We start from the raw sequence: 20878 nt of genomic DNA, 5'->3' as shown, positions 1-20878 counted from the left end.
TCAATCTCAACTTTTTTCTTTACACATATTGATAAAGTACTGGTGCAAGCGCACATCATCAGTCAATTCTGGATGAAAAGAGGTCACTAACATATTTTTTTCTTGAGCAGCAACGATTTGATTGTCAACTGTTGCTAGAATTTCTACACCCTCTCCAACACTACTGATAATTGGACCACGGATAAAGGTCATTGGAATCTGACCGACTCCCTTACATTCTGCTTCCGTGTAGAAACTTCCTAATTGGCGCCCATAGGCATTGCGCTCAACCACCATATCCATAGTTCCTAGATGACTCTCTTCATGAGAAGTAATTTCCTTAGCCAGCAAAATTAAACCCGCACAGGTCCCAAACACTGGTAAGCCAGATAGAATGGCTTCTCGAATGGGAATCAGCATGTTCTGGTCTCGTAAGAGCTTGCCCATAGTTGTAGACTCACCACCAGGTAATATCAATCCCGACAAATCACTCTGATGTTTCTGAAAATCATCTAGATTTCTGATTTCAACACTCTCGACACCTAATTGATCTAGCACTTTTGCATGTTCTGCAAAGGCACCTTGCAAGGCCAATATTCCAATTTTCATCTATTTTCCTCGCTCTGCCATGAGAATTTGAATTTCATTTTCATTAATACCAACCATGGCTTCGCCTAGATCTTCAGAGATTTGAGCTAGGATTTGAGGATTTCGGAAATTAGTTACCGCTTTGACAATGGCACTCGCTCGTTTAACAGGATCGCCTGATTTGAAAATACCTGATCCAACAAAAACACCCTCTGCCCCTAATTGCATCATCAGCGCAGCATCTGCTGGCGTTGCAACGCCTCCAGCTGCAAAGTTTACAACAGGCAATTTTCCATGTTCATGGACGTATTGAACCAATTCTACAGGGACTTGTAAGTCCTTGGCGGCAACATAAAGCTCGTCCTCACGTAAGTTTTGAATGCGGCGAATTTCCTGATTCATCATACGCATATGACGAACAGCTTGGACGATATCCCCTGTCCCCGGTTCTCCTTTTGTACGAATCATAGAAGCACCTTCAGCGATACGACGCAAGGCTTCACCCAAGTCCTTAGCTCCACAGACAAAAGGAACTTGGAATTCTTTCTTGTCCACATGGAAACGGTCGTCAGCTGGAGATAAAACTTCACTCTCATCGATATAGTCAATCTCAATAGCCTCTAAAATCTGAGCTTCAACAAAGTGCCCGATTCTGACCTTGGCCATTACTGGAATGCTAACCGCTTCTTGGATTTCCTTAATCATCTTTGGATCACTCATACGGGAAACCCCACCAGCTGCACGAATATCAGCTGGAATCCGCTCCAAGGCCATCACAGCGGCCGCACCAGCAGCTTCTGCAATACGAGCCTGTTCAGGATTTTGCACATCCATGATAACACCGCCCTTGAGCATCTGCGCCAAGTTTTTATTTAGTTCGTAACGATTTTCAGTCATTTCTTTATCCTCATCATTTGTATTGGTAGCTACTATTTCATTTTAAGTCAGAAAAGGATGAACCACAAGATAAAAAAATCATAATTGTATGGGTACAGAATGGTTAAAAAACTATCTGACCTTAACCTAAGGCCAGATAGCTCATTTATTTTTATTTTTCAGCTGTAAGGGCAGCCATTGTGATGTAGTTGTATGGTTTGTTGAAGTGTGGCAAGAAGAATAGGTCTGTCAATGCCAATTTATCAATTGTCACATGCTCTTGGATAGCAAGTGAGAACATGTGGATTCCCATGCTGATTGCAGAATCGTGTGAAACCATTTGTGCACCAAGAATTTCACGGCTATCTTTGTCAAAGACAATCTTGATGGCAACTTCATGGTTGTCATGCTTCATAAATTCTGGTTTTTGAAGATCGTTAAAGCCTGTTTCAGTTGCGTTGTAACCAGCAGCTTTAGCTTTTTCAAGAGTCAAACCAGTTGAAACCATGTGAAGACCGTAGATTGAGATACCATTTGAACCTTGAACACCGATTCCTTCCAATTCATGGCCACAAGCATTGTAAGCGCCAACGATACCAGTACGAACAGCGTTTGAAGCAAGCGCGATGTAGCTAGTGTCTTTACGTGCATTGTCATAAACAGTTGCACAGTCACCTACAGCATAAACGCCTGGGATAGATGTTTCTTGTTTCTTGTCTACAAGGAAAGCACCGTTGCGGAAAAGTTCAATTTTACCATCAGCAAGTGCTGTGTTTGGACGGAAACCAACTGCAAGAACAACCATATCCACGTCAAAGCTTTCTTTGTCAGTGATCAAGCGTTCAACTTTACCGTCACCTTCGATTGCTTTAACAGTTTGACCAAGCGCCAAGCGGATGTTGTGGTCTTCCAAGTTCTTCGCCATCATTTGTGTGAAGTCTTTATCATAGTACCCGTTCAAGACAGTATCAACGATATCAACAAGGACAACTTCTTTTCCAAGACGTTCAAAGGCTTCAGCAAGTTCAACACCGATGTAACCACCACCAACAACGGCAATACGGTCAAGGTGTTGGCTCTTGTCAGCCAATTTGTGAATCACTTCTTCAGCGTTTTGGTACAATTTAACGAATTGTACATTTTCAAGAGTTGCTTTAAATTCGCGGTTTCCTTTGACAATTTCAACACCTTCGATTGGTGGCAAGATTGGTGTAGAACCTGTAGCGAAAATCAATTTTTCGTATGATTCTTTGTGCTCTTTTCCTTCAACTTCTGCTGTAACTACTTTGTTATCATAGTCGATTGAAAGAACTGGTGAATTCATGTATACCTTAGCACCTTTAGCTTCCAATTTTTCTTTATCAGAATAGAACAAGCCTTCAGCACCGTCAATTTGTTCACCGATCCAAAGGGCCATTCCACATCCTAGGAAAGAGATGTTAGAGTTTTGGTCGAATACAACAATTTCGTTCTCATTTCCAAAATTATCCAACATAGTATTAATACATGCTGTACCAGCGTGGTTAGCACCAACTACAACGATTTTACTCATAGAAAAATTCCTACCTTCAATTTTAAATTTACTCTTCTAGTATAACATTTACTGTTAGCGTTTACAAGAGTTTAGCTAATTTTCCAGATTTTTTTGTAAAAAAATGTAAATAATCTGTATTTTATCAGTCTTTCTTACAATTACTCTTTATTTTCTGAGCATATTTCTTGACAAGTTTACAAATTTTATTTGTGAAAACGCTGACTTTATGGTATGCTAGTATCATGGAAAGAAAATGTAAGGGGTTAAATTTAATATAAATTTACTATATTTCAGCCTTCTTTTCATAAGAGAAAGGAGTTGGTAGCTTGCCTCTTAGTTCACATTCCGAACGCCTAATGGGGACTACTATCACTATTTCATTAGTAGATAAGCGATCCGATAGCTTGCTCCAAAAATCCTTTGATTTGCTCAAAGAGCTTGAATACCGCTTCAATGCCAATAGTCAAGAATCGGAGTTGATGGAAATCAATTATCAAGCTGGAATAGCTCCAGTCAAAGTTCATCCTGATTTGTTTGAATTGATTTCACTTGGATTAGAGCATAGCCTAGCGCCCTCTAGTCATCTCAACATCAGCATTGGTCCCTTGATTCAAACCTGGCGTATCGGTTTTTCAGATGCCAAAGTGGCCCAACCTCAAGAAATTGAATCGGTGTTACCTTTAATCAATCCTCATTCTATCGAGTTAGATTCTTCGACTTCCACTGTGTTTTTGAAACAAAAAGGAATGAAGATCGATCTTGGTTGTTTAGCCAAGGGGTATAGTGCGGATAAGGTTGCCCAATTTCTGAGAGAAGAGGGAGTGACATCTGCCTTAATCAATCTGGGAGGGAATATCCTGACCATTGGTAAAAATCAGGAAAGAGGCAATCAGCCTTGGCAAATCGGGATTCAAGACCCAGCCAATCCTAGGGGAAATCACTTAATGACCATCCCTGTTGTCAATAAATCTGTCGTGACTTCAGGCATTTATGAACGTCATCTGACAGTCGATGGAAAAGATTACCATCATATTTTTGACAGTCAAACAGGATATCCTGTTGAAACGGAACTAGCTAGTCTGACAATCATCTCTGATAAATCAGTTGATGGTGAAATCTGGACCACTCGTCTATTTGGAGAAAGACCTGCTTCTATCCTCTGGCAAGTCGAAAGTTTGGAGGGCATCGAAGCTATCCTCATCGATAAAGAAGGTCACCTAAGCTGTTCTTCAGGAATTCCTACTCTATAGAATTAGATGTTTCAATAGAGTTTTAAAATCGTATTATGTAAAAAGAGAAAGGAAATCTCATGTTAAAACTTATTGCTATTGTTGGAACAAATTCAAAACGTTCTACAAACCGTCAATTGCTTCAATACATGCAAAAACACTTTGCTGAAAAAGCTGAAATTGAACTTGTTGAAATCAAGGATATCCCTGTCTTCAACAAACCAGCTGACAAGCAAGTACCTGTTGAAATTTTAGAAATTGCTGCTAAAATTGAAGAGGCAGATGGCGTTATTATCGGTACTCCTGAGTATGACCACTCTATTCCTGCAGTTTTGATGAGCGCTCTAGCTTGGTTGTCATACGGTATTTACCCACTTTTGAACAAACCAATCATGATTACAGGTGCTTCTTACGGTACGCTTGGTTCATCACGTGCCCAATTACAACTTCGCCAAATCTTGAATGCCCCAGAAATTAAAGCAAGTGTCCTTCCAGATGAATTCTTGCTTTCACATTCTCTTCAAGCTTTCAACCCAAGTGGAGACCTAGTAGATCTTGATGTGATCAAAAAACTGGATGCTACTTTTGACGACTACCGTATCTTTGTAAAAATCACAGAAAAATTGCGCAATGCACAAGAATTACTTCGCAAAGATGCTGAAGACTTTGACTGGGAAAATTTGTAAGATAGGAGACCAAAAAGAATGAAATTTGTTGGACTTGTAGGATCAAACTACGATCAATCATATAACCGTAAACTCTTGGAATTCATCCGTCGTCACTTCAAACTCAAATTTGAATTAGAAGTTCTTGAAATTGACGAAGTTCCAATGTTTAACCAAGACGAAAAATGGGACGAAAGTTTCCAATTACGTTATTTATATAACAAAATTACTCGTGCTGATGGTGTTATCATCGCTACTCCTGAGCACAACCACACAATCTCAGCTTCCCTAAAATCTGTTCTTGAATGGCTTTCATATGAAGTTCATCCATTTGAAAACAAACCAGTCATGATTGTGGGTGCTTCTTACTATGACCAAGGTACTTCACGTGCCCAAGTTCACCTTCGTAAGATTCTTGACGCTCCAGGTGTCAATGCCTACACACTTCCAGGAAATGAATTCCTTCTTGGTAAAGCTAAAGAAGCTTTTGATGTTAATGGAAATATCACAAATGAAGGAACTGTTAATTTCCTTGAAACATGTCTAGACAACTTTGTAAAATACGTGGGAGTCGTTTCAAAATTGAAAAAACCAAAACCAATTGAGCCAGAAGATTTATATTGTACAAATTCAATTGCAACTACCATCCAAGGTGTTGATCCAGATGATCCTGAATGGGTAGAAAAAGCTGCTGAACTTGTTGGAGCTGTTTCTGGAGATACTTACGTTAAATTAGACCACGGTATCTTGACAGTTAACCAAATTGACATGTTCTTGAAAGCAATGCCATTTGAATTGACATTTGCAGATGATAACAATCAATTTTTGTACTTTAATAACGCACACCAAGACCCAGATACAATGTTTGGTAAACGTGTACGTGCTCAATCAGGAAATAGATTAGGAACAGTACACGGTACATTGCCAGATTCTAGAATGAAAAACGTTGAATGGGTTGTCGGCGTATTGCGTAACGGGGATCAAGAATATGTCCGTACAATTGTGCCAGGAACACCTGAAGGTGTTATTAATACCCATAATTACCAAGCAATGTACTACCCAGATGGTTCATATGCTGGAATTAATGAGATTATCTTTAATTTCCAACCATGGCTTGATTGGTACCTCAATACAACTGGTCAACGTTTAGTCGGTGGAAATGCTGCAGCTCCTGCTGGCGGACATGGTCACGGCGATGCAGATGCTACATCTGGAGCTTCTGATTCAGGTGATGCCGGTGGTCACGGTGGTGGCGCTGACGCTACATCTGGAGCAAGTAACTAATCATTTTAGGAACCATCTTGGTTCCTTTTTTAGCAAAAAAAAGACTAGCAGTTTTTGTCTGCTAGTCTTTTACTTATTATTTCATCTATCTTTGTTAAAAGAAAGAATGCTTATTATGAGTTTAGGTCATCGAGACTACGACCATGTAATCCTTTTTCACGTTGGACTTGACGTAGTTTCTCTGGTGTAACATCATTTCCTTCTTCGTCCACAATTTTGATCCCTTCGATGTGGTGACGAACAGTGCGACGATAACCTTCGATGTACTCCTCACGTAGTTTGGCTTGTTCTACTTTTTCTTCTGGGGTCAAGCCTTCTGTTTTTTTCTTTTTGGCAAGCTCGTTAATACGATCAATTTTTTTAGGATCCATGTTTCTCTCCTTTATGATAAGATTTAGTCCGTTTATCAAATTTTATTTAGTGTTAATTTGGTTAAAACGAGCAAGCTTAGCTGCTTTTTGAGTTAAATGAGACAAGATAGCCAAGCGATTTTGACGAACTGCTTCATTTTCAGCCATAACCATGGTATTCTCAAAGAATGCATCAATGACTGGGCTAAGCGCAAAGAGCTGTTTCAATTGCTGACTGGCAGTCCCTGACAAAACGAGTGATTCTACTGCTTCTGCCAAGGCTTTCTCTTCTTCATTCTCAAAGAGAGCTGAATCAACTGTAGCAACTCCTTCTGCCTTCTCAGCCAAGTTAAAGGCACGAGAAAGTGATTCAACAGATGGTTTGAAATCTTCTTCCTTACTTGCTTCTACAAGAGCACTTGCTGCTTCCAACATATCTGCCACAACAAAGTTCGAACTTGCAAGTACTGCTTCTTTAATATCTTTTGGAGTAGAGCCCATCATCTTATCAACACGAGCCTTGATAAAGTCCATAACCTCTGTCTTATTTTCATAAGTCAAGCTGTCAAATGTTAAAGCATAAAGGCTATCAATCAACTCATCCATAGCAATGTGCCAACCAAATGCATCCAAGATACGAACCACACCTTGCGTCGCACGACGAAGGGCATAAGGGTCATTAGAACCTGATGGAATCAAGCCTACTGAGAAGAAACTCAAAATCGTATCCAATTTGTCTGCAATAGCTAGAATGGCTCCAACCTTGCTTTCTGGAAGTTCTCCTTCGGCTGATGTAGGCATGTAGTGTTCACGAATAGCAGCTGCTACCGCTGGAGTTTCCCCAGCAAGAAGGGCATATTTCTCACCCATAATTCCTTGGAGCTCGTCAAATTCGCCAACCATACCTGTCAACAAGTCAAACTTGTAAATGGCTGCTGCACGGGCTAAGTCAATCGTTTCATCCGCTGACAAGCCTGCTTTTTCTGCCAAGAGAATAGCAATCTGACCAGTACGAATCATGTGTTCACGAAGGGAACCAATTTTCTCATGGAAAGTCACATTGTTTAATTTTTCAACAAGGTCTGAAATGACCAATTTTTGATCTTCACGCCAGAAGAATTCACCGTCTTCCAAGCGGGCTACCAAGACTTTTTCATTTCCTTTGATGACATTTTCCAAATACTCTGCGTTTCCGTTACGAACAGAAATGAAGTTTGGCAAGAGTTTACCGTCTTGATCACGAACAACAAAGTAACGTTGGTGTTCTTTCATTGAAGTCACCAAAACTTCTTCTGGAACTTCAAGGTATTTGGCATCAAAACTTCCCATAAAGGCAGTTGGGTATTCAACCAAGTTCAAGACTTCATTAAGCAAATCAGCATCAATTTCGATACTTACACCATGTTCAGCTTCGATTGCTTTGATTTGGTCAACAATCATTTGCTCACGTTCACGTGGATCTGTGATTACAAATTGTGCACGAAGATCTTCTTCATAGCTCAATGCTGACTGAATCTTAGTTTCTTGTCCCAAGAAACGATGACCACGGCTCACACGATCCCCCTTGATATCAAGGAAATCCAAGTCAAACTCTTCTTCATCTAAAAGAACAGTTAAAGTGTGAACAGGGCGGATGTATTCAAAGGTGTTGTTAGCCCAATGCATGCTGACAGGGAAAGTCAAGGACTTCAAGACATCTACAACACCAGGAACAATGGCTTCAACTGCTTGACCAATTTCTTCCTTGGTAACATAGACATATTCTTCACCCTTGATTTCACGGAATTCGATATCTTCAACAGTCAATCCTTTTCCACGAACAAATCCTTGAGCTGCTTTGGTGAAGTTTCCATCACTATCCAAGGCAATTTTCTTTGCTGGCCCCTTAAAATCTTCTGTCAAATCAGACTGTTTGTCTGCAAGACCAGTTACACGAACAGCTAAACGACGTGGTGTTGAGAAGGTTTGAATGGCTTCAAAAGACAGGCGGTTTTCCTTGAGGAAGGCTGCCATTTTTTCGCCTAGTTGTTTTTCACTTGGTGTGACAACATAGGCTGGTAATTCTTCAAGACCGAGTTCTACTAATAAGTTTTTTGTCATGTTTTTTCTCCGAAAAATATCTTTTTATTTTCCAGTTTGCCTTATGTGATTGGCACGCAAGCAACCAACTTCGTTGTTTCATTGCTAAAATTGGAGCCAAAAGTCTCCAATTTTGCCTAGTATCCTTAGCTTCACTAAGGATACTTTCATCACTGCGGCAACTGGTTCAGGGCTCACATTGTTAGCCCATTTTCGTAATTTGTCACTTTCTTTATTCCGCGTCTTCTGCTAAGAGTTTAGCTCGTGTTTCTTCATCCAAAAGTGGGTAGCCTAGGCGTTTGCGTTCTGCGACAAAGGTTTTGGCTACAACACGGGCCAAATTACGGATACGAGCGATATAGCCTGCACGCTCGGTTACGGATACGGCACCACGCGCGTCAAGCAGGTTAAAGGTATGTGAACATTTGAGAACATAGTCATAGGCAGGGTGTACCAATCCTTCTTCCAAGGCACGACCAGCTTCTTTTTCAAACTTATCAAAGTTTTCCAGCAACATTTCTTGATCTGAAATTTCAAATGAATATTTTGAGTGCTCATACTCAGGCTGAATAAAGATTTCTCCGTATTTTACACCATCAGCCCACTCGATATCATAGACAGAGTCTACTTCTTGAATGTAAGAAGCCAAACGCTCCAAACCATAGGTTACTTCCGCAGTCACAGGGCTAGTTGCCAATCCACCGACTTGTTGGAAATAAGTAAACTGAGTGATTTCCATTCCGTCAAGCCAAACTTCCCAACCAAGACCAGCTGAACCAGTTGATGGGTTTTCCCAGTTGTCCTCAACGAAACGAATATCGTGTTCCAAAGGATTGATACCCAATTTTCCCAAAGACTCAAGGTACAGTTCTTGGATATTTGATGGAGAAGGCTTCATAACCACTTGGAATTGGTGGTGTTGGTAAAGGCGGTTAGGATTTTCCCCGTAACGACCGTCAGCAGGACGACGTGATGGCTCTACATAAGCCGCATTCCATGGCTCAGGTCCGATAGCACGAAGGAAAGTGTATGGACTCATTGTCCCCGCACCTTTTTCATTATCATAAGCCTGCATAAGCATACAACCTTGGTCATTCCAAAATTGTTGCAAAGTAAGGATGATTTCCTGGAAAGTCAATTTTTTAGACATTGTTTACTCCTTTAATTTATATTATCTTCTTAGATTTATTTATCAAGCAACCAAGAAAAGGCTGGGTCCTGAAAAATATGACGTTTAGGAACAGTTTGTAAATTCTGATCGCATTCATCTATTGTACCTAATTTCAAAGCACAGACTTCTGGTATATTTTCTTGAACAGTGAAAATTTGACTATGACAGTTCTGGCAGTAATAACGCTGTTTTCCTGGAGAAGAACTATAGGAAACAAGCTTTTCTTTTCCATGCAATACTAGCTTTTCACTGCTAACTTTAGCATTAACTGTATAGGCAGACGCAGTTGCTTTCCGATAAAATGAGCAATGACAAAAAACTAATTCCGATAATTCCTCATCTAGAGTGTAGGTCACTGCTTTACATAAACAAGATCCTTTAAGCATGATGCTCCTTTCTACTTAGGCATTAGACGAATTCAAAAAGAACCGAATTTCAACACCCAAGCCTTGCGACTAGGGGCGTCAGAAACGCGGTTCCACCCTAATTTATTACTTCATTGTTTTTGAAAATACTACAGAAAGCGCCAGTTCTTTATTTTGTCCTACTTGGCTCCCACTATCCCAAGCTCGCTTGAAGAACGCCATAAGACTTTCTTTCCTCTTGACTATTATATCAGAATTGTAACATACTGTAAATCAAAAACTATAGAAAGATGTATTGTATTCTCTACTCACTTTTTGAAAAAGTTGCAAGTCCGATTACTGACAACAAGAGAGAAATTCCCGAAATACTTAGCATAATAGAAATTATATTATTCTCACCAGTGGCTGGTAATTGTTTTCCTTCTTTGTTGACTGTAGCTAAAAATACTTGTTGACCACTTCCAGCTAGTGTTTTATTCTCATGCTTAGCTTCTATAATTGATGGAGCTTTCTCAATTTTATCATTGCTAATTGAAGGCTTAATAGTTGAGACTTGTCTATTGTGACTTACTAATTTAACAGGTTGCACTTGAGAAACTGGCTTAACCGTTACAACTGGTTTAGCTGGATTAACTGGCTTAATCATTACAACTGGTTTAGTTGGAATAACTGGCTTAATCATTACAACTGGCTTAGTTGGATTAGCTGGTTTAATCGTTATAACCGGTTTAGTTGGATTAGCTGGTTTAATCGTTACAACCGGCTTAGTTGGATTAGCTGGTTTAATCGTTACAACCGGCTTAGTTGGATTAGCTGGTTTAATCGTTACAACCGGCTTAGTTGGATTAGCTGGATTAGCTGGTTTAATCGTTACAACCGGTTTAGCTGGAATCTCTACTTTATTAGCCTTCAGTTTTACAGACGTTTCTTTTAGAGCATTGATTACTTCATTAATTTCTTCTTGACTAGATTCTGCATTTTCCAAAAGTAACTTAGCTTTGTTGAAAATAAGATTATATGCATCTTTCTCCTCTTTACCAGCTGTCAAAAATCTTGGATCTTTGTCTTGAAACTTCACTTCATCCACGATAACATTTTTTAGGCTCATGAAATCTGTTTCTTTCCCATTCAGCTGGTCTTGTGCTTGTAAGAAAGTGGTCAATAGACGGTCGATTTCATCTTGAGTTATCAAATCTTTTGTAATTAATAATGCCAAGAGTTTAAATTCACGATCATATTGACCTTTGCGTTCTTGATCAGAATTTATATATTTACCTTTTTTAACTGTCTCAGCATATGCTTTAATTGCATTCTTCAATGATGTGATATCAGATTCCTTACCATCCAATGTTTGCATAGCAGACTCTAAAGCATTAACAATTTGGTCAATTTTGTCTTGGTTAAGTTTACTTCCCAATGCTAGTTGCGCATCTTTAACACTTTGATCAAAAATCTCTTTTAATTTCTGTTTTGTATTATAATATCTCGGAGTTTTAACTACTTCCATTTGTTTATTTAAAGCTGCAATCAGAGCTAACTTAGAAACAACTGAAAGTGACAAAACATTATTTTTACCAAACAGAACTTTAAATGGTTGAAGATTATCAAGTAGTTCATAACCTTTTGACAGATTTACAAGAACTTTATATTCACCAGTAACCACTTTCTTACCATAAGAATATTTACCATATGTTTCAGCTGGCAAGACTTGACTCTGACCGTCTTCACCTACTAAAGTAATCGTTGTAGTTCCAGGAACAGCTTGATTAAACCCAACCGTTACTGGGGCATATTGCATTTTGTTAGCCAAGAAGGTAATAGTTTGAAAACTGTTTTCTTTCGTTAAATCAAATTCCTTAGATAGAGCACTCACAAATTTCAACTCTGTACGGTCATAGCTAAAAATTTCCGCAACATAATGCCCAAATTTCAAGAAATTAATATCTTTTGACTTATCAACAGTTACATATTGACCTTCGCTATTTTTAATGCGATAAACATAAGTTGTATCAATCTCATCCTTGGTTTTATTGTTTAGTATAGCAATTTTTACACGACCACTATTTTCTTCACCTACAAGATCTTTGAGAGATATAAAATCTACATTTCCCGCAAAGTCTTCTACATAATAGAAGATTTTCGATTTATCAACGTTCTTAGGAAGTGTATAACTACCATCTTCATTTTGTTTGATAATTTGATACTGTTCGATTTCTGAATCTGTCGCTTCTCTATTTTCAGAAGGACGAATATAAAAGACTTTTTCTAGAAGAATTCCCCCATTTCCGACATCCTGAGGTTTACGAGCTATAAATTGTTCTTGATCTTTTTGAGAACGAATATATCCCGAAGTAATCAGAGGTTTTTGTGTATCGATTTGAATTTTAAATATTGTGTATTGTTCCTCAGCTCCAGGGACATCTGGCTTATAACTAATAACATAGTCATAAATTCCATCAGAGACTCGATTTCCATTAGAATCCTGTCCTCCCCAAGCTGTTTTATCTACAATGTAACTTCTTGGATTTCTAGTATCGCCATCAAAATAATTTTTTACAAGGTCTGTCGGACGACTTTGCCAAATAGGCTGACTGTGTGTTGTATCCGAAGAATCATAAACCGTCGCACGAAGATTTACCAAGTTTCTATAGACAAGAGTTTTAAATTGAACAGAATCCTTATTTCCATCCTCATTTGGCGAGATAGCAAGGCGGATGTTCCCTTTTTCATCTAATTGAAGATGGTATTTCCCTTCAGCATCTTGTTTCACTCCGAGTACAGTCACTCGATTTCCTTGACGCTCTGCTTTTAAAACATTTACATCATTTTCAGAACTTGTTAAATAAGTTGCATCGTCTGAAGATGAAATTCCTGGATTATCTTTATCAATTTCAGAGTAAAATCCACTGTTTCCTTCCTTAATCAATTGATAAATTGGTTTTTCAATTGCAGGTAGATTTTGGAATTCTCCCTTAAATCCCATAAATGGTAAACCAATAACAGAACTATCATCTGCAGGATTGACAAATCTAACAAATCCTTCTAGAAAATATCCATTTGGCATTATTTTGCTAAGTTCTTCAGTAAACTTACTTGTATCTACACTAACTGTTACCGTCTTCGTACTATGAGCTTTCACAGTTACTTCAGGCCAAACTGTTTCAGTTAGTTTTCGTGGACGGAGAGTGAATTTCCCTTCTTCAACTTCGTCCGTATTTGTATTTACAATCATCTTCAATGTTTGGTCTTTATCCGAAATATTATGAATTGTAACTTCAAAGGTAAATTTATCACCAACATTACCAAGAGTAACACTTGGATAGTTATTTGCACCTGTTACAAATAGATCTGTGCTTGTTGCCGCCATCGTGTCAACTACACCAGCACCTTGCTGACGTGGAGAAGTATAGGCTCCAGTTTGTTTATTAAAATGTGGTTTTGCAGTAGACATAATTAAAGCTTTTACAATCTCTGAAATTTGACTAGCTGATAATTCAGGATGTTTCTTTGCTAAATATTCTTTGACTAATGCTGCGACACCAGCTACATGAGGAGCAGCCATACTTGTTCCACTGATACTTCCATAACTGTTGTCGTTAAATGATGAATAGATATTTCCACCAGGTGCAGTAACATCTGGTTTCAATTGTCCATCTGTTGTAACTCCCCAACTTGAAAAATCTGACAATTGGTCTGCAACATCTGATTTACGATTATCCATCTTGTGATTAAAGACAATTTTATACTGACCAGATTTAAGAATTTCACCATAATGTTTTGAAATAAAGACAGATGGAATTTTCTTAGCATCACCTGTAACAGACATACTAACATTTGCACCTTCAACGTTGTTATAAATTAAAACTCCAACTGCACCATGTTGAAGAGCATTTTTAATCTTATCAGAAAAATTAATTTTACCACGTTGAATCAGTGCTAACTTGCCTCTCACATCAATATTGGCAAAATCTTCTTCACGACCAATACCCGCTGCTATATATTCGTATTCTTTCCCTTTTTCAAAATCTTTTTCTGTTTCAGGTCTATTAAAATCAAACTTACCATAATCAAGGGTAGCGTCATTTTCTAAACCTTTTACTTCAAATACCTCAGTAGTTAGAATTTTATTATTAATCGAAGCAACAGAAATTGAATCTTCTACTGTAGAGGGATTTCCAACGAGACCATAATCAGGATTTTCTGCTAATGGTTGTGAAAAACCTCTACCGAAAGTATTACTATTACCAGCAGCGATAACAACAGATACTCCTTTAGCGCGTGCTCTTTTTACTGCATCAATGATATCTGAACCTGCATCTACCGTTGAACCCGCACCTGCACCCAAACTCATATTAATCACATCCGCACCTAACGCAACTGCATCATCAATGGCCTTTACATAAAGGGCAGAGGCTGTAGTTTTATCTCTGTCTGAAAAAACTCTCATAAACATTATTTGAGCTTCTGGCGCAACCCCATAAACCTTCTCAGAATTTGGAGCTTTATTAACAGAATTTCCGGCTACAATCCCAGTAACGTGCATTCCATGAGACTCTTTTTCAGCCTCTTTTATATTATCAGTTCCATCAAAGTAATCATAAGCATATACTACTTTGTCACTGTACCATTTCCCATAGTCAATACCAGCAGCCTTTTTAGCTTTTTCGATATCATCCTTATTTTTAAATTTCGCCTTTGACGGATCAGAAATACGCAAAACTTCATGATTCAAATCAAGACCTGAATCTATAACAGCGACTACAGTTCCTTGTCCTTTATGTCCTGCTTCCCAGGTTTTAGGGACAGTAATAATTTCATTACTGGAGATACTGTTTGGCTTTTCTTTATGTCCACCTTGAGATAACGACTCTGATTGTAAGCTTTCCGAAGAAGAATTACTTTTCACTGCTAAATCTTCCTTCTTCTCTTCACTTTTTATAGCAATCGTTTCTTTCTGTGTGGTTTCATCCTTGTCTGACTTATTATCTCTATATTCATCTTGTTTTAATGACTCTGTCACTTCTGTTTTTTCCTTCGAAGAAGAATTTAGAGCATTCTTGTCAGCCGTGACTGGTGATGCAAGCTTATTTGAATCATCTAATTTATTAGTCGTTACAGTACGTGTAACTTGATTGGATGTTTCAAATTTCCCCTCATCGGCACTAACCTGTGCGAAAGCAAATCCAAAAGCAAAGACCGTTAGCAGAAAAATTGTTGCTATTTGGTACTTGTTATGACAAAAACCTTTGCAATCTCCCATAAAATCACTCCTTTTTATTTAAAATTAAAAGTATTATATACCAAATTATCTGAAAATTCTATCAAAATATTATTTTGTAACAAAATTGTAATATTAACCAATCCTATCATGAGATTTAAACATAAAAAAATTTAGCCTCGATTAATACAAGACTAAATTTATTTATTGAAAAATTACTTACGATTTAATTAGTTATTCAGCAAAAGTCTTACTGATCACGGTCATAGAATAGTTCATGTGCTTTTAATCGTGAATTAAGCATTTCAGGAACTGTGACAAAGTGATATCCTTGCTCTTTTAGATAATCTATAATCTTTGGTAAAGCATTGACTGTTTCAGCATGGATATCATGCATTAAGATAATCGAACCATTACGAACTTGACGTTGAATCTCTGTCAAAATTGCTGCTTCATTCTTACTCTTCCAATCCAGACTATCCACATCCCACATAATAAAACTCAAATCAAGGCTATTTCGAATGTCGTCTGTAATGGCTCCATAAGGCGGACGCATAAGTTTGGAACTAGAACCCAACACTTTAGTTAGCGCATCCTCAGTATCAGTAATCTGTTTTTTAGCTTCGTCAAGTGAAAGTTTTGAAAGCACTGGATGACTCCAACTATGGTTTCCAATAACATGGCCATCCGATTTCATGCGTTTCAAAATCTCTTCATTTCCAGAAACATTCTTACCTAAAACAAAGAAAGTTGCCTTGATACCATACTTAGAAAGTGTATCTAATGCTTGATTTGTCGTTGCAGGATTTGGTCCATCATCAAAAGTTAGAGCTACCACTTTTTGGTTTTTCTTTTCATAATAAGCCTTATAAAGTTCGGCATCCTTGTCTAATAAATAAGAGGATTGTACTACATCAAAGAAACTAGATACTGGTAAGGCAATATCATCTAGATTTTCAACTGACTGACTTGGATAAAGGATAATCTGACTATCCTTGTAATCAAAATTCCATGCAGACAAGTCTTGATCAGAGAAGCCTTTAACAACTTGATCAATCTTTTCTTGCTCCAATTTCTTATCCTGTAAGAAAGAGGTGATTTCTTTTAACAACTGCTCTTTGGCTTTACTAGGATCTGAAAATAATTGATCAAGTGTATAAGGTTTACCATCTTCTGTCAAATGGACTTTTGCCAGACTAGTTTTTTCAGTCTCTTCAACTTTTGACGAAGTTAAATCATAGACTTGTTTCATCACACTTCGGTTAACAATCCCTTTTAAAGTCGAATCCTGTTTCTCAGTATAATAAAAAACTAGATTTTCCTTGTCTTCCAGATTTTCCTTAATATCCTGTGTCATGATTTCTTTTACAGATGAAATCACTTGCTCCCCTTGGAGAGGATAATAGGCAATTACTTCGGCTTGTCCCTTACGAAAATGATCTTTCTGATTTCCCTCACTCAATTGATCATCTTTCTCTTTTTTGAGCGTTTCAATCCTTTGTTCAAAACTTTGCTTTGTATATATTTTGTATCCAATCATTGAACCAAGGACACAAATACTTACTGAAAAGATAGCTACTAGGGCTATTAAACCGATTCTCTTTTTATCGTGCTCAACACGATTTGCTCTACTTTTATCCATAGAAATATCATATCAAATTCAGGCTATAATTTCAATGAGAAATAAGTACTATTACTCGTTTTGAACAAAAAAATAGGCTCCATAATATCTATAGGGGGATTTACCCACTACAAATATTTTAGAGCCTTTTATTATGTTAGAAACGAATCGTCTCACGTGTTTTTTCGTATGAAGTGACAAAACGGTTGGTTACACCTGGTTCTGCAACTTCCAAAGCTTGCGAAATCTTATCAAATGAAGCATGATAATCAAATTCTTTTTCAAAAATTTCTAATGATTCATTAAAAGCTTCTTGAATTCGTTCATCAAATGAGCGGTAACGGTTCGAATACTGTAGCAATTGTTCTGTCAATGTTGCATATTGAACAATATTATAGGTTTCTTCTTCAAGTGCTTCCATATCATTGGTTGTAATTTCAAGCATACGGTTCACAGCTTCGATATTGACCCGTGCTTCTTCTAGTTCAGCCATCAACTCTTCAGTATGGTTACTTGCTGTAAAGAACAACTGTAAGAAATTCTGAGGAATACCTGGAAGATTGCGTTTTTCCATATATCTCTTAATCGTGTGAAGACGATTAACATAAACATTTGCCTTCTGGCGAGCATTGATATCATCTTTTTCAATCTGAGCAAGGCGTTGACTAACCGCAACTTGTTCATCTTCAATTTCCTTCAAAGTCGCTTGTAAGTTTTCCAAACGATCTTCAAGGAATGAATAAGGTTCAGAATGTTCCTCTTGTTCAGAAGTTAATTCCAATACAGATTCTTCTAAAGATTCTAACTCAGCTTGTAATCTATGAACATGACTAACATCCGTTTCAGATAGTAGGTAATTGTTACTCAATCGTTGAATATCTTCCACTAAAACAGCATTACTATCTTTCATGTGTTTCAAATATGTAGGAAGGGTTGCAACTAAGCCTTCTACTACTTTTTGAGCAGCAATTTCTCGTGTAAAGATATCATAGAGTGTATTGATTTCTTCTTGAACTTGAGTATTTTCATACTCAGCATTATCCAACTCTAATTGTGCAATATTTTCGTGGTTTTTCTTCAAAGCTTCATAAAGCAATTGGAAGCGAGATTCAATATCCGTTTCAGCAAAATGATAATTAGCATCTAAAAGTTTACGGTAACCGTCTTCCAAATCTTCCAATTGATCAGGTAGCTCTTTAGATAATGTTTTTACAATTGCTGGCAGGCGATCTACTATGTGACTCAAAGCCAAGATATGATTTTCAGCATTATCCAAAATCACAGCAGCTTCTACTGGGTCACCTGAAGTGTTCAAAGTAACAAACTGAGAAAACTCTGATTGGATATTTTCCAATTGTTTTTCGATTTCAGATAAACCTTGGCCATATTCTTCAGAATGATCAGCCACTCGGTGTTGCAACTCTTCAAACAAGTCCAAAGTATGAAGAACACGTCCACTATTTTTAGACTCTTGTTTCTCCAAATCTGCCAAAGCATTGCGAATTGCCGCAATATCTTCTTCAATCAAGGTAATTTGACTCTCGATTTGGTCTATTTGATGACTGGCCTTGAAAAAACGGAATGAGTTGTTATAGCCTTCTGCCTCAAAAAGATTATTTTCGATATCTGCAAAAGAGTTAAGAGATAGGTCAACCCATTTTTGGTTCCACTCACGGAAAGTCACTTGACTTTGTCCAATCAAGTGCATGTTTTTTACAGCTTCAACTTCATCGTTTACTGGAAGATTGTACAGCTCTTCTTTTTTCTCTTCTAAAATTGCTAATTTACTTTCATTGCGTTTCCGTACATAAATTGCTATAGCATATGAAATCAGCAATATAATTGCAATTGCAATTATAAGATATACTACTAGACTACCAGACATATTAAACTCCTTTTTTACTTGAAACAATCGTAATGATTATATCATATTTTTTAGACCAAGGGAACTACTTCTCCCGATTTTTTAGACATCAAGTGTACTATAGACGGCATTTTCTTCGATAAATTCACGACGAGGCTCTACTCGATCTCCCATCAACATATCAAAGATTTTATCTGCTTCAGCCGCATCATCCACAGAAACTCTAGCCATTAAGCGGTGTTCTGGATCCATGGTTGTTTCCCATAATTGATGGTCATCCATTTCACCTAACCCCTTATAACGCTGAATAGTTGGTTTAGCACGGCCTTCACTGTGACGAGCTAAGGCTTCTTGGAGTTTGATTTCTTGGTCTGCTCCTGGCTGGATATATTCTTTAATCTCACTTCCAACTTTGACACCATAGATTGGTGGTTGAGCGATATAAACATAACCAGCTTCTAGGATTGGTTTCATATAACGATAAATCAAGGTTAAAAGAAGGGTACGAATGTGGGCTCCATCGACATCGGCATCGGTCATCAAAACAAGTTTTTGGTAACGAGCTTTTGAAACATCAAATTCTGCACCAAATCCTGTTCCCATCGCTGTGAAAAGACTACGAATTTCTTCGTTAGCTAGAATCTTATCCATACTTGCCTTTTCAACGTTCAAAATCTTACCGCGGATTGGAAGAATTGCCTGAAATTCACGGTTACGACCAGATTTGGCTGACCCACCAGCTGAGTCTCCTTCGACGATGAAGAGTTCTGTTTCAGCAGGATTGTTAGAAGAGCAGTCTGCTAGTTTACCTGGAAGGTTGGAAATTTCCAAACCAGATTTTTTACGAGTGACTTCACGCGCACGCTTGGCAGCCACACGAGCTTTGGCAGCCAAAATTCCTTTTTCTACAATGCGTTTTGCAATTTGAGGATTCTCCATAAGGAAATCAGAGAAGGCATCACTGAAGAGACGATTGGTAATTTTGACCACTTCGCTATTCCCCAGTTTTGTCTTGGTCTGTCCTTCAAACTGTGGATTTGGGTGTTTAACCGAGATAACTGCAGTTAATCCTTCACGGACATCTTCCCCTGTCAGATTGTCTTCATTGTCTTTCAGTAACTTATTTTTACGAGCATAATCGTTGATAACACGTGTCAAGGCTGTACGGAAACCTTGTTCATGCGTTCCACCTTCATGGGTATGAATATTGTTGGCAAAACTCATGACGTTTTCATGGTAACCCGTTGTGTACTGCATGGCTACTTCAACTGTGATATCATCCATCTCACCATCTGTGTAGATTGGTGTATCAAAGATTACATCCTTGTTCTCATTGATATATTCAACGTAGCTAGCAATCCCACCTTCATAGTGGTAATGCTTAGTTTGTTCTAACCCCTCACGCTTATCTGTGATGGATATTTGAAGACCACGATTTAGAAAGGCCAACTCTTGAATCCGTTTATTTAATTTATCAAAATCAAAGGTTGTTGTTTCAGTGAAAATTTCTGGATCCGGTGTGAAGTGAACTGTTGTTCCCGTTTTATCCGTATCTCCAACCACCTCAAGGTCTGCGACAACATGACCACGACGGTACTCTTGGTAATGAATCTTCCCATTTTTGTGGACATGAACGTCTAGTTGAGTGGATAGGGCATTAACTACTGAAGACCCCACTCCGTGAAGACCACCTGAAACCTTGTATCCGCCACCGCCAAACTTTCCTCCAGCGTGAAGGACAGTAAAGACGGTCTCAACGGCAGGTCGACCTGTTTTTTCCTGAATATCGACTGGGATACCACGCCCATCATCGACAACAGTAATCGAATCATCTGGCTCAATAAAGACTTGAATATGGCTAGCAAATCCTGCCAAGGCTTCATCAATTGAGTTATCAACAATTTCCCAGACTAGATGGTGAAGACCTTCTTTTGAGGTCGATCCGATATACATCCCTGGACGCATACGAACAGCCTCTAAGCCCTCTAAAACTTGAATTTGACTGGCATCATAATCTTGTGCCTGCAGATTTTTAATTTCTTCTGTCATCTTATT

14 protein-coding genes are annotated in these 20878 nt (G+C 38.2%); 3 read left to right on the top strand and 11 right to left on the bottom strand.

Annotated elements, in window-relative coordinates; genetic code table 11:
* Positions 1-6: 6 nt before the first annotated feature.
* From pdxT to nox, 3 genes are all read right to left on the bottom strand, one after another.
* Positions 7-588 carry a pyridoxal 5'-phosphate synthase glutaminase subunit PdxT gene (gene pdxT / locus B7696_RS08085; protein WP_061864021.1) on the bottom strand — a complete coding sequence of 194 codons (582 nt, stop codon included), beginning with the start codon at positions 586-588 and terminating at the stop codon, positions 7-9.
* A complete protein-coding gene (gene pdxS, locus B7696_RS08080) occupies positions 589-1464 on the bottom strand; it encodes a pyridoxal 5'-phosphate synthase lyase subunit PdxS (RefSeq protein ID WP_000138517.1) in 876 nt (291 codons plus the stop codon).
* A gap of 151 nt (positions 1465-1615) precedes the next feature.
* A complete protein-coding gene (gene nox, locus B7696_RS08075) occupies positions 1616-2995 on the bottom strand; it encodes a H2O-forming NADH oxidase (protein WP_084863122.1) in 1380 nt (459 codons plus the stop codon).
* A gap of 308 nt (positions 2996-3303) precedes the next feature.
* Between nox and B7696_RS08070 the strand changes: the two genes are divergently transcribed.
* The 3 genes from B7696_RS08070 to B7696_RS08060 are packed head-to-tail and all read left to right on the top strand — an operon-like array spanning position 3304 to position 6155.
* The gene (locus B7696_RS08070; RefSeq protein WP_084863120.1) at positions 3304-4227 is read left to right on the top strand and encodes an FAD:protein FMN transferase; all 924 of its coding nucleotides are present in this window, start codon (positions 3304-3306) and stop codon (positions 4225-4227) included.
* Between the two features lie 59 nt (positions 4228-4286).
* A complete protein-coding gene (locus tag B7696_RS08065) occupies positions 4287-4892 on the top strand; it encodes an NADPH-dependent FMN reductase (protein WP_000915954.1) in 606 nt (201 codons plus the stop codon).
* An 18-nt stretch (positions 4893-4910) separates the two neighbouring features.
* Complete coding sequence (locus B7696_RS08060) at positions 4911-6155, top strand: NAD(P)H-dependent oxidoreductase (RefSeq protein ID WP_061589828.1); 1245 nt, start codon at positions 4911-4913, stop codon at positions 6153-6155.
* 113 nt (positions 6156-6268) lie between these two features.
* On the opposite strand, the gene B7696_RS08055 is transcribed toward B7696_RS08060, so the two are convergent.
* From B7696_RS08055 to gyrB, 8 genes are all read right to left on the bottom strand, one after another.
* Positions 6269-6526, bottom strand: a complete 258-nt coding sequence (locus tag B7696_RS08055) for a DUF896 family protein (protein WP_084863118.1) — start codon at positions 6524-6526, stop codon at positions 6269-6271.
* A gap of 42 nt (positions 6527-6568) precedes the next feature.
* Entirely contained in the window at positions 6569-8605 is a 2037-nt protein-coding gene (gene glyS, locus B7696_RS08050) for a glycine--tRNA ligase subunit beta (RefSeq protein WP_084863116.1), read from the bottom strand.
* 211 nt (positions 8606-8816) lie between these two features.
* Positions 8817-9734 carry a glycine--tRNA ligase subunit alpha gene (gene glyQ / locus B7696_RS08045; RefSeq protein ID WP_084863114.1) on the bottom strand — a complete coding sequence of 306 codons (918 nt, stop codon included), beginning with the start codon at positions 9732-9734 and terminating at the stop codon, positions 8817-8819.
* A 35-nt stretch (positions 9735-9769) separates the two neighbouring features.
* A complete protein-coding gene (locus B7696_RS08040; RefSeq protein WP_084863113.1) occupies positions 9770-10141 on the bottom strand; it encodes a GFA family protein in 372 nt (123 codons plus the stop codon).
* A 283-nt stretch (positions 10142-10424) separates the two neighbouring features.
* Entirely contained in the window at positions 10425-15380 is a 4956-nt protein-coding gene (locus tag B7696_RS08035; protein ID WP_084863111.1) for a S8 family serine peptidase, read from the bottom strand.
* A 208-nt stretch (positions 15381-15588) separates the two neighbouring features.
* Positions 15589-16980 carry a peptidoglycan-N-acetylglucosamine deacetylase PgdA gene (gene pgdA, locus B7696_RS08030; RefSeq protein WP_020901904.1) on the bottom strand — a complete coding sequence of 464 codons (1392 nt, stop codon included), beginning with the start codon at positions 16978-16980 and terminating at the stop codon, positions 15589-15591.
* A 136-nt stretch (positions 16981-17116) separates the two neighbouring features.
* On the bottom strand, positions 17117-18844 hold the full coding sequence (gene ezrA / locus B7696_RS08025) for a septation ring formation regulator EzrA (RefSeq protein ID WP_084863109.1): 1728 nt from the start codon (positions 18842-18844) through the stop codon (positions 17117-17119).
* 81 nt (positions 18845-18925) lie between these two features.
* A complete protein-coding gene (gyrB, locus tag B7696_RS08020; RefSeq protein ID WP_000134040.1) occupies positions 18926-20872 on the bottom strand; it encodes a DNA topoisomerase (ATP-hydrolyzing) subunit B in 1947 nt (648 codons plus the stop codon).
* Between the last annotated feature and the right edge of the window lie 6 nt (positions 20873-20878).

Origin of the sequence: Streptococcus mitis (genome assembly GCF_002096815.1) — a bacterium.
Classification (GTDB): Bacteria; Bacillota; Bacilli; order Lactobacillales; family Streptococcaceae; genus Streptococcus; species Streptococcus mitis_AD.
The sequence above is the reverse complement of the archived record's forward strand: the minus strand, read 5'-3'. Positions and strand labels throughout refer to the sequence as shown.